The sequence below is a fragment of the Neochlamydia sp. TUME1 genome (assembly GCF_000813645.1).
Classification (GTDB): Bacteria; Chlamydiota; Chlamydiia; order Chlamydiales; family Parachlamydiaceae; genus Neochlamydia.
On sequence record NZ_JRXI01000016.1, the window covers coordinates 1 to 9,036 of the forward strand.

11 protein-coding genes are annotated in these 9,036 nt (G+C 39.5%); 9 read left to right on the forward strand and 2 right to left on the reverse strand.

Annotated features, from left to right (window positions below; genetic code table 11):
- Together DB41_RS00795 and DB41_RS00800 are read left to right on the forward strand one after the other, a co-directional pair.
- Positions 1–597: group II intron maturase-specific domain-containing protein (locus tag DB41_RS00795; protein WP_039383319.1), on the forward strand; the 597-nt coding region annotated here is incomplete at its 5' end.
- A 154-nt stretch (positions 598–751) separates the two neighbouring features.
- On the forward strand, positions 752–1,237 hold the full coding sequence (locus DB41_RS00800; protein WP_052243755.1) for a group II intron maturase-specific domain-containing protein: 486 nt from the start codon (positions 752–754) through the stop codon (positions 1,235–1,237).
- A gap of 532 nt (positions 1,238–1,769) precedes the next feature.
- Here DB41_RS00800 and argS read toward each other — a convergent pair.
- Complete coding sequence (argS, locus tag DB41_RS00805; protein WP_080502338.1) at positions 1,770–3,536, reverse strand: arginine--tRNA ligase; 1,767 nt, start codon at positions 3,534–3,536, stop codon at positions 1,770–1,772.
- Between the two features lie 19 nt (positions 3,537–3,555).
- Entirely contained in the window at positions 3,556–4,635 is a 1,080-nt protein-coding gene (locus DB41_RS00810) for a Glu/Leu/Phe/Val dehydrogenase family protein (protein WP_039383321.1), read from the reverse strand.
- A gap of 116 nt (positions 4,636–4,751) precedes the next feature.
- Here DB41_RS00810 and DB41_RS00815 point away from each other — a divergent pair, with 116 nt between their 5' ends.
- From DB41_RS00815 to pdxT, 7 genes are all read left to right on the forward strand, one after another.
- Positions 4,752–5,474: a DUF2709 domain-containing protein gene (locus tag DB41_RS00815; protein WP_039383323.1), complete on the forward strand. Its 723-nt coding sequence runs from the start codon at positions 4,752–4,754 to the stop codon at positions 5,472–5,474.
- A gap of 2 nt (positions 5,475–5,476) precedes the next feature.
- The gene (gene tsaE, locus DB41_RS00820; protein WP_039383324.1) at positions 5,477–5,896 is read left to right on the forward strand and encodes a tRNA (adenosine(37)-N6)-threonylcarbamoyltransferase complex ATPase subunit type 1 TsaE; all 420 of its coding nucleotides are present in this window, start codon (positions 5,477–5,479) and stop codon (positions 5,894–5,896) included.
- Entirely contained in the window at positions 5,893–6,384 is a 492-nt protein-coding gene (gene yihA, locus DB41_RS00825; protein ID WP_238578389.1) for a ribosome biogenesis GTP-binding protein YihA/YsxC, read from the forward strand. The genes tsaE and yihA overlap by 4 nt, the downstream gene beginning before the upstream one ends.
- Positions 6,368–6,514, forward strand: a complete 147-nt coding sequence (locus DB41_RS12155) for a hypothetical protein (protein WP_238578390.1) — start codon at positions 6,368–6,370, stop codon at positions 6,512–6,514. Before yihA ends, DB41_RS12155 begins: the two co-directional genes overlap by 17 nt.
- Positions 6,511–7,260: a DUF3820 family protein gene (locus DB41_RS00830; RefSeq protein WP_039383326.1), complete on the forward strand. Its 750-nt coding sequence runs from the start codon at positions 6,511–6,513 to the stop codon at positions 7,258–7,260. The genes DB41_RS12155 and DB41_RS00830 overlap by 4 nt, the downstream gene beginning before the upstream one ends.
- A 188-nt stretch (positions 7,261–7,448) precedes the next feature.
- A complete protein-coding gene (gene pdxS / locus DB41_RS00835; RefSeq protein WP_039383328.1) occupies positions 7,449–8,354 on the forward strand; it encodes a pyridoxal 5'-phosphate synthase lyase subunit PdxS in 906 nt (301 codons plus the stop codon).
- The gene (gene pdxT / locus DB41_RS00840) at positions 8,355–8,936 is read left to right on the forward strand and encodes a pyridoxal 5'-phosphate synthase glutaminase subunit PdxT (RefSeq protein WP_039383329.1); all 582 of its coding nucleotides are present in this window, start codon (positions 8,355–8,357) and stop codon (positions 8,934–8,936) included.
- Positions 8,937–9,036: the final 100 nt, after the last annotated feature.

Consider the following 9,036-nt stretch of genomic DNA (forward strand, 5'->3'; position numbering starts at 1 on the left):
CGTAATCCATTCGAGCGTTATGCCGATGATCTAGTGGTTCACTGTCAAACGGAAGCGCAAGCCAACGAAATAAAGAAAGCTATTGCAGAACGCTTAGCTCAATGTAAACTAGAGTTGCATCCTGCAAAGACAAAAATCGTCTATTGCAAAGATGATGAACGAAGAAAAAGATCCCTAAACGAGAAATTTGATTTTCTGGGATATACTTTTAGAGCCAGAAGATCAAAGAATCGGTATGGAAAGCACTTCATCAACTTTAGTCCCGCAGTAAGCAATAAAGCAAAGAAAGCAATAACGAGTACGATGAGAAGTTGGAAAATGCATCTGCGCAGTGACAAGAAGATTGTAGATTTATCAAGAATGTTCAATCCCATGATAAGAGGTTGGATCAACTACTATGGTAAATATTACAAATCAGAACTCTATCAAATTTTCAATGTTGCAAACCGTACATTAGCAAGGTGGGCGGAAAGGAAATACAAGAAGTTAAGAGGCCACAGCAGAAGGGCAATGCATTGGTTGGGAGGGATCGCAAAACGAGAACCTCAGCTATTTGCTCACTGGAAAATGGGCGCCATACCTGCGACTAGACAATAGGAGCCGTATGAGCTGAGAGGCTCACGTACGGAACTGTGAGAGCGTGAGGGTGTGATTCCCTCGCGCTACTCGACGATTAATACACTGTAACACAGAACAAGAGGCTCAACACCTTCTAACAAATCTAAAGAAAAGATTTGAAGAATGTAGCTTGATGCTTCATCCAGATAAAACAAAGATTATTTACTGTAAAGATGGAAGCCGTAAGGAAAAGTACGAGGAAACCAAATTTGATTTCCTAGGCTATACCTTTCGGCCAAGACTGGTCAAAAACAGTAAACGAAATAGCATGTTTATAAGTTTTACACCAGCAGTAAGCCAAGCGGCGCTAAAATCTATGAAAGCAACCATTAGGCAATGGAATATAAGAAATAGAACAGATTTAGAACTTGGAGATATAGCCAGAATGTATAATCCAGTTATCAGAGGATGGTTGGCATACTATGGGAAATATTCTCCATCAGCTCTATACCAATTCTGCAGACATTTCAATAAGACACTAGTGGCTTGGGGAATGCGTAAATACAAGGAACTTGCAGGTCATAAAACAAGAACGACTATCTTTATAGGAAAGATAGTAAAGGAAAACCCAGAGTTATTTGTACACTGGAATAAAGGAATGATAGGAGCGTTTGCTTAATTGGGAGCGGTATGAATTGAGAGGTTCCTGTACCGTTCTAAGAGAGGCTTGTGGGGAAGTTCCACAGGTCGACTCACCCCATACCTGCGATTAGGCAATAGGAGCCGTATGAGCTGAGAGGCTCACGTACGGAACTGTGAGAGCGTGAGGGTGTGATCCCCTCGCGCTACTCGACTTTTTTCAAAGCGTATAATTATCTATAGACCTTAAATTCTGTATATTAAAAACTTGTCTTTTTTTCCTTAGGCAGAATGGCATAATAGAACTCTCTAAGGGATGCCAGCCTATACAGTTTTTTACAGCATGGTCAAAGCTGCGCCCATTAGTCAATAAGTTAACCTATTGATAAATTTCTTAAGTTGAGCTCCCTCAACAGAGGCAGTTAAGCTAAAGAGTAGCTCTAAAAGATAAGAAAGAAAAAATGGAAGATAAGAAGAAACTTTAAAAATCCTCCCATTTTTTCGCCATACTGCCAGCATATTTCTTTCTCCTTTATTAATAGTAAACATCCCCTGTTAATTTTTAAAAAAGATCACATTTTTTCTACTGTTTGGACACCTAATAAATTTAAGCCTTTTTTCAAAATACGTGCTGTCGTTTCACATAAAAGCAAGCGTGAATTTTGCTCAGGTACTCCTTCCACACGGCAATCACGGAAAAAGGCATTGAATTTTTCTGCAAGGGTATAGAGGTAATCTGTTAAGCGGTGGGGTAAAAGATCACGCGAAACTGCATGGATTGTTTCTCCAAACTGTTTCAAATGCAATGCTAAACCTGTTTCTGAAGGATGCTCTAAAAGAATGGTCTTAACATTTTTAATTAATTTTGGCTCAAATTTAACTTTGCGTTTGATGCTAGCGATTCTGACGTAAGAATACATTAAATAGGCGGCAGTATTGCCCTCAAATTTCAACATGCGCTCGTAACTAAATGTATAATCGCTAGTGCGATGGCAAGCTAAATCGGCATATTTAATGGCACCGATTCCTAGAATGTGGGCCATATGATCAGCCTCTTGTGGTTCTAAGGTAGGATCTCGCTTAATTAAAATCTCTTTAGCATATTTAATGCCTGCTTGAAGCAGATCAATCAATTTTTCTGTGTCTCCAGAACGCGTACGAAATTTTTTTCCATCACTTCCTAAAACTAGTCCAAATGGAACATGATCAAGCTGCACCTTTCTCTTCTTTAAAAATCCAGCTTTTTCAGCTACTTTGAAAATCATTTGAAAGTGTAGACTTTGGCCTGCATCCGTCACAATAATAATACGGTCTGCCTTTTCCTCGAAAATTCTTTGTTTGATTGCTGCCATATCGGTAGTATCATAATTATAGCCTCCATCAGATTTTTGAATCATAAGGGGCATAGCATTGCCTTCACGATTGCGAAATTCCTCTAAAAAAATACATTTTGCGCCTTGAGAAATTTCAACTAGTCCCTGAGCTTCTAATTCTTTGACTATTCCTGGTAAAAGAGGGTTATAAAAAGATTCCCCGCGCGTTTGAATTTTTACTTCGAGAAGATCATAAATCTCTTGATAAGCTTTCTCAGAAATAAAGCAAATCATCTCCCAAGCTCTTCTGGAGAGAGTATCTCCACTTTGCAGGGCTACAACTTCTTTTTGGGCTCTTTGTTTAAACTCTAAATCGCTATCAAATTTTTGCTTAGAAGCCTTATACCAGCTGACTAGCTGAGACAAGTCAGTAGGGTTATTGGCTTGTAATACATGAGGAGCTGTCTCTTTAATGTAAGCTATCAGCATACCAAAAGCAGTTCCCCAATCTCCAATATGATTAAGTCGTATAACTTCGTGTCCCAAAAATTCCAAAACACGAGCGATACAATCGCCGATAATGGTAGAACGCAGATGCCCTACATGCATTTCCTTAGCAGTATTAGGACTCGAAAAGTCAATAACAACGCGCTGCTGAATAGGTAGGGGAACTCCTAACATGGGGTCTTCGAGGATCTCTTGAATACTTTTAGATAGGTAAAGGGGATGAATAAATATATTGATAAAACCCGGCCCAGCAATTTCAACATGATGAATAACTGGAATTTTTTCTTTAGGCAAAACACTTAAACTTTGTACAATGCCTTGAGCCACTTCGCGTGGACTTTTTTGAAGAATTTTACAAAGCTTCATAGCGGAGTTGAATTGATAGTGTCCGAATTTATCTTGGGTACTTTGAGTAATTTCTATAGATAAATCTGGAGTGCTAGCTAAATGTGGAAAAGCTGAAATAGTCGCCTTTTTAAATTCTTCGTTTAGATGGTCGATGAGCATTTGTTTTGACATGAAATTACTTAAATTATTGTTAATGTTTAAAGTCGATAGGTTTTTTTCTTTGACCGATTAAATTTGTTAGATTGTACTGAGCAATTTCGTCCGCAACAAATGTCGTAGGCTTATCTTCTTTTTCAGCTTTATCAAAAAGCTTAAGAAGAAGGTAGTAAATATGATTGACCTTATCGCGTGCTGCAGTAGCATTGTAGCCTCCTGCATTAAATTCTGCTGTAGCATTAATCAAGCCTCCCGCATTAATCACATAATCAGGGGCATATAAAATTCTTTTTTTCAAAAGCATTTCTCCTACTAGCGGCGAGGCTAATTGATTGTTTGCTGCACCGGCGATAGCCTTACATTTTAAATGAGGAACGATTTCTTCAGTAATTACTCCTCCCATGGCGCACGGTGCGAAAATGTCGCATTCTGTATGAATGTAGTCATAGAGTCCTACGGTTTTTGCTCCCATAGGAGCAGCATGCTCTTCAAGGCGGGCTTCGTTAGCTTCGCAAAGAATCAACTGAGCACCTTCCCAAAATAAAATATTGGCAAGCTTGCTACCGACTTGTCCTAATCCTTGAACAAGAATTTTTTTATTAGCCACGGAAGGTGTTCCCCATAGTTTTTGAGCTACAGCTTGGATACCTCGATAGACTCCCCAGGCGGTGAAGGGGCTGGGATCGCCGCTGCTAGTATGGGTAGGCAAGGCGGCAACGTAAGGGGTTTTTTGACGGATAATGGCCATGTCTTTTGTATCTGAGCCTACATCTTCGGCGGCTATATAATCTCCTTGAAGAGAATGCACGACTTCTGCAAAAGCTAATAGAAGTTTTTCTGTTTTTTGCTGATAGGGATCTGCTAGGATAACACTTTTACCTCCGCCCGTGCCAAGTTCGGCTACAGCAGATTTCCTTGTCATGGCTTTAGCAAGTAATAAAACATCTTCTAAAGCCTCTTGTGAAGAAGCGTAAGGATAAATACGTGTACCTCCTAATGAAGGACCAAGAGAGGTATCATGGATAGCAATCATACAGTGTAAGTGAGCGCCAGGATCAGTAGCCTCGATTACTTTTTTATATCCATCAATTTTTACTTCCTTTATTTGCACCATCTAGTCCTCCCGGTGTTTTTCAAAATGAGTTGATTAATAATACTCTAATAGCTATCCTTAGCCCAGCAATAAATTAAAATATTTATACTTAATTATTCCCTTTACAGAGGTTCCGGATGGCTCAAACTGTTATAACAGAAGAGATAAAAAGCGAACTAGAACAGTTTTTAAAAGAGAATCAATCTGCTGAGCTAGTGACTACATATCTCTTTTACGTAGAAAAAAAATTTAACCTACGCCCTGTCCTATTTCCAAAAGACAAGATAATCTACCAAAGTGCAGAGGATGCCGTCAAGTATGTTGAACAACAACACCAATTGTGGCACGAAACTGAAATCAAGATAGGTTTTAGTAATTTGAGTGTAAATGAGCAAACTAAAAAGATTTACATCTGTCCTTTTACCGGAAAAGTATTTGGAGATAATACTCATCCTAATCCACAAGATGCTATTTATGATTGGGTCTCTAAATGCCCAGAAAATACGGAAAGAGTTAACGGCTTGCGGGTAAAACGTTTCTTTATTTCCGATGATCCCGAGGTAATCAAAAGCTATGCTGCTAAATTCAAACCTAAAGAACCCATTACTAAAGTCGTTTATTCGTCAGTCTTAAGTGGTAAATTGTTTAATACAAAAGAAGCTGTGATCAAAGATTTTAAACAACATTATCTCAAACGTTTATCTTTAATGGAAGTGCAAAATCAAAATCGCTTTCAATTAGAAGAGCATTTTTTAGAATTTATTCAGAGTCAGCTTGTGGAAGATAAAATTGCAAGTTTTGTAGAAGCTTTGGCTGAATTTGAAGAATTTTCCTCTTCTGTAGCTCAGTGGCTTGAATAGGAATGAATCTTCATACTTGTCATACCGTAGAACAAACTATAAATCAAGGGTATGACTTAGGTAGCCAGCTGCCTAATGGCAGTATTGTTTGTTTATTTGGAGAATTAGGAGCTGGCAAAACCACTTTTGTCAAAGGATTGGCAGCAGGAGCCGCTGGCATAACCCCTCAGCAAGTTAACAGTCCCACTTTTGTCTATCTAAATATCTATAAAGGCCATCGTACTGTTTATCATTTCGATCTTTATCGCTTGCGCGATGCGGATGAATTTTTGAGCATGGGATTTGAGGATATGCTTTTTGCGGGGGGAATATGCTGCATTGAGTGGTCAGAGAAGATAGCCCCTTTGTTACCTCCTTCTTGTCTTAAAATTACATTGTTGCATGAGAGCGAAAGTACGCGTATCATAAGGATAGATTCATGAATGCTTATGCATTTGCTAAGGCACGTTTTATAAAAACAGCTATGGGGCCTAAAGATTATCCCATCCTTAAAGATGATGGAGGAAATTTACTTCCTGAAGTAGCGGTGGCTGGGCGCTCTAACGTAGGAAAATCTAGCTTGCTTAACCATTTATTTGGTAGCAAAGGTTTAGTAAAAACTTCCTCTGTACCGGGTAAAACTCAAGCGCTGAATTTCTTTGTAATCGATGAAAAATTAGTATTTGTGGATTTACCCGGCTATGGATATGCTCAAGTCCCTCTTTCCACCAGAAAATTATGGGGGCCGATGGTAGAGCGCTATCTAAAGGAAAGAGAACCACTTAAATTAATTCTTTTTCTTTTTGACATTCGTCGCATGCCTAATGAGGACGATCGGCGCTTCTTGGAATGGGTAATTCATTATCAAAAAGCTATGATCCTTGTTTTTACTAAAGTAGATAAAATCTCAACCAATGAAAAAAAAAGCTAATGCAGATAAAATTTTAAAAGCTTTTGGCATCGATAATATCCACCATCTTTTTTATTCAGCAACTAAAAATGTGGGCCGTAAAGAATTACAAAAAATGCTGACAGAAGCAATAGAGGATGAACTAGCATGAAGCCATTACACACGCAAACGTTTGTTTGCTTAGATTGTGAAACTACTGGATTAGATCCCCAAAGGGATCGTATTATTGAAGTAGCGGCTGTACGATTTACTGTAGAGCAAGTTTTAGCGCAGTGTGAATCCTTAATTGACCCTGAATGTGAAATTCCTGAAACATCGATTGCTATTCATCATATTGTGCCGCAGATGGTGCAAGGAAAGCCTAAAATTAATGAGTACCTTCCGGAGTTTCTCAAATTCGTTAGTAATGATATTTTAGTAGGACATGGAATTAAGTTTGATATGGAAGTCATTGCTGCTTCTGCAGCTCGGGCTAACATTCCTTGCCATATCCAACACAATCGCTATATTGATACTCTGCGTTTAGCACGTCACTATGGTGAGAGTCCCATTAATTCCCTTGAACAGCTGCGTAAACATTTTAATATTCAAGAAGAAGGCGCTCATCGTGCCATGAATGATGTGGTTGTAAATATGGATGTATTTAAATACTTGGTAAAACCTTATAAAACGGTTGAGCAAGTTTTCGATCTTCTCTCTCGCCCTGTTTCAATGAAGATTATGCCCTTAGGTAAACATAAAGGAAGGCCTATTACCGAAGTGCCGCTTCAGTTTCTTTTGTGGGCAGCTAATAAAGATTTTGACCAAGATTTGTTGTTTTCTATCCGCTCCGAAATTAAGCGCCGTAAGAAAGGAAATACTTTTGGCCAGGCCGCCAATCCTTTTAGCGAACTATAAAATTAAAAGGAGATAGAAAGGGTGGCATTTAAATTCCACCAGCTTTAATGATTCCTCTTTTTTTTGAAAAATACTAAAGATCTATTGAAAAGTCTATTTCCTTATTTGCTTAAATGCAGGCAAACAGATAAAATCTGGCTTAAAGCTTCTCAAAAGTCACTTGAAATTTTACTATGGAGTTCACTTGTATGTTGAAAAATGGCAATGCTCATCCAGGAACTGGTTCTTTTGCAGTCAAAGTAGGGCTGGCAGAAATGTTAAAAGGGGGCGTTATTATGGACGTTACCACGCCAGAGCAAGCAAAAATTGCAGAGGATGCAGGGGCGGTTGCTGTGATGGCCTTAGAGCGTATTCCAGCAGATATCCGGGCGCAAGGCGGTGTAGCTAGAATGTCAGGGCCTGAGCTTATCCATAAAATTCAAGAAGCGGTTTCCATTCCCGTAATGGCTAAGTGCCGTATTGGGCATTTTGTAGAAGCTCAAATTCTTGAAGCCCTATTTGTGGATTTCATTGATGAAAGTGAGGTGTTAACGCCTGCTGATGAAGAAAATCATATTGATAAACATGCGTTTCGGATCCCTTTTGTCTGCGGCTGCCGTCATTTAGGAGAAGCTCTTCGCCGCATAGGAGAAGGCGCTGCTATGATACGTACTAAAGGTGAAGCTGGCACAGGAAATATTGTTGAGGCTGTTCGCCATTTGCGCACCCTTAACCGGGAGATGCGCGTACTGACCACCATGGATAATAGCGAGCTGATGGCTGAAGCTAAACGCTTGGGAGCCCCTTACCATCTCGTTAAACAAGTGGCTGAAAAAGGTAAACTGCCAGTTCCTAATTTTGCTGCCGGTGGGATAGCTAATCCAGCTGATGCGGCCCTAATGATGCAGCTGGGGGCTGAGAGTGTATTCGTAGGTTCGGGTATTTTTAAATCAGAGGATCCTTCCCAAAGAGCAAAAGCAATTGTAGGCGCGGCTACTTACTACAATGACCCCGAGATGTTAGCAAAAATTTCTATGGGCCTGCTAAGTGCTATGAAAGGACTGGATATTCAACAGATAAGAAAAGAAGATTTGTTGGCCCAAAGAGGATGGTAAATGACCACTATTGGTGTTTTGGCGCTACAAGGTGCTTTTTCTAAGCATATAGATATGGTGCATTCTTTAAATGTGAAAGCTGTCGCGGTGCGCAAGCCTGAGGATTTAAGTAGGTGCCATGGGTTGATTATTCCAGGAGGAGAATCCACCACTATAAAACGTCAAATTGATTTCATTCAAATGTCTCATCCTTTAAAGCAATTTGCTCAGCTAAGGCCTCTTTTTGGTACATGCGCAGGGCTTATCTTGATGTCCCAAGAAATAATTGCCGACCCTATGCAGCCCTTAGGCATTATAAATGTTTCTGTAGAGCGTAATGCCTTTGGCCGTCAGTATGAGTCCTTTATTGCCAATCTAAAAGCTAACTTGAGTTCTTCTCAAGCTGAGGATGTGGCTGCAGCCTTTATTAGAGCACCACGCATTCATCAGTATGGTAAGGAGGTTGAGGTTTTATCGACTTATCAAGGAGAAGCCGTGCTGGTAAAGCAAGGAATGCATTTGGGAGCGACTTTTCATCCTGAACTGACCCAGAGTACAGCTATTCATAAATATTTTATCTCTCTGATAAAAAGTCATTATTAGTAAGTGCATAAATTAGTTGACTATCACTACCTTTAAAACTATATTTGAAGCATATGAAATATTCCGATGCTCGTTTATTACCCCCAGTCATTCAGCACAA

Excerpts from the sequence above, each read along its gene's own strand:
- DB41_RS00800 (WP_052243755.1), top strand. The coding sequence starts at position 752 with ATGCTTCATCCAGATAAAACAAAGATTATTTACTGTAAAGATGGAAGC.
- argS (WP_080502338.1), bottom strand. The coding sequence starts at position 3,536 with ATGTCAAAACAAATGCTCATCGACCATCTAAACGAAGAATTTAAAAAG.
- DB41_RS00810 (WP_039383321.1), bottom strand. The coding sequence starts at position 4,635 with ATGGTGCAAATAAAGGAAGTAAAAATTGATGGATATAAAAAAGTAATC.
- DB41_RS00815 (WP_039383323.1), top strand. The coding sequence starts at position 4,752 with ATGGCTCAAACTGTTATAACAGAAGAGATAAAAAGCGAACTAGAACAG.
- tsaE (WP_039383324.1), top strand. The coding sequence starts at position 5,477 with ATGAATCTTCATACTTGTCATACCGTAGAACAAACTATAAATCAAGGG.
- yihA (WP_238578389.1), top strand. The coding sequence starts at position 5,893 with ATGAATGCTTATGCATTTGCTAAGGCACGTTTTATAAAAACAGCTATG.
- DB41_RS12155 (WP_238578390.1), top strand. The coding sequence starts at position 6,368 with ATGAAAAAAAAAGCTAATGCAGATAAAATTTTAAAAGCTTTTGGCATC.
- DB41_RS00830 (WP_039383326.1), top strand. The coding sequence starts at position 6,511 with ATGAAGCCATTACACACGCAAACGTTTGTTTGCTTAGATTGTGAAACT.
- pdxS (WP_039383328.1), top strand. The coding sequence starts at position 7,449 with ATGTTGAAAAATGGCAATGCTCATCCAGGAACTGGTTCTTTTGCAGTC.
- pdxT (WP_039383329.1), top strand. The coding sequence starts at position 8,355 with ATGACCACTATTGGTGTTTTGGCGCTACAAGGTGCTTTTTCTAAGCAT.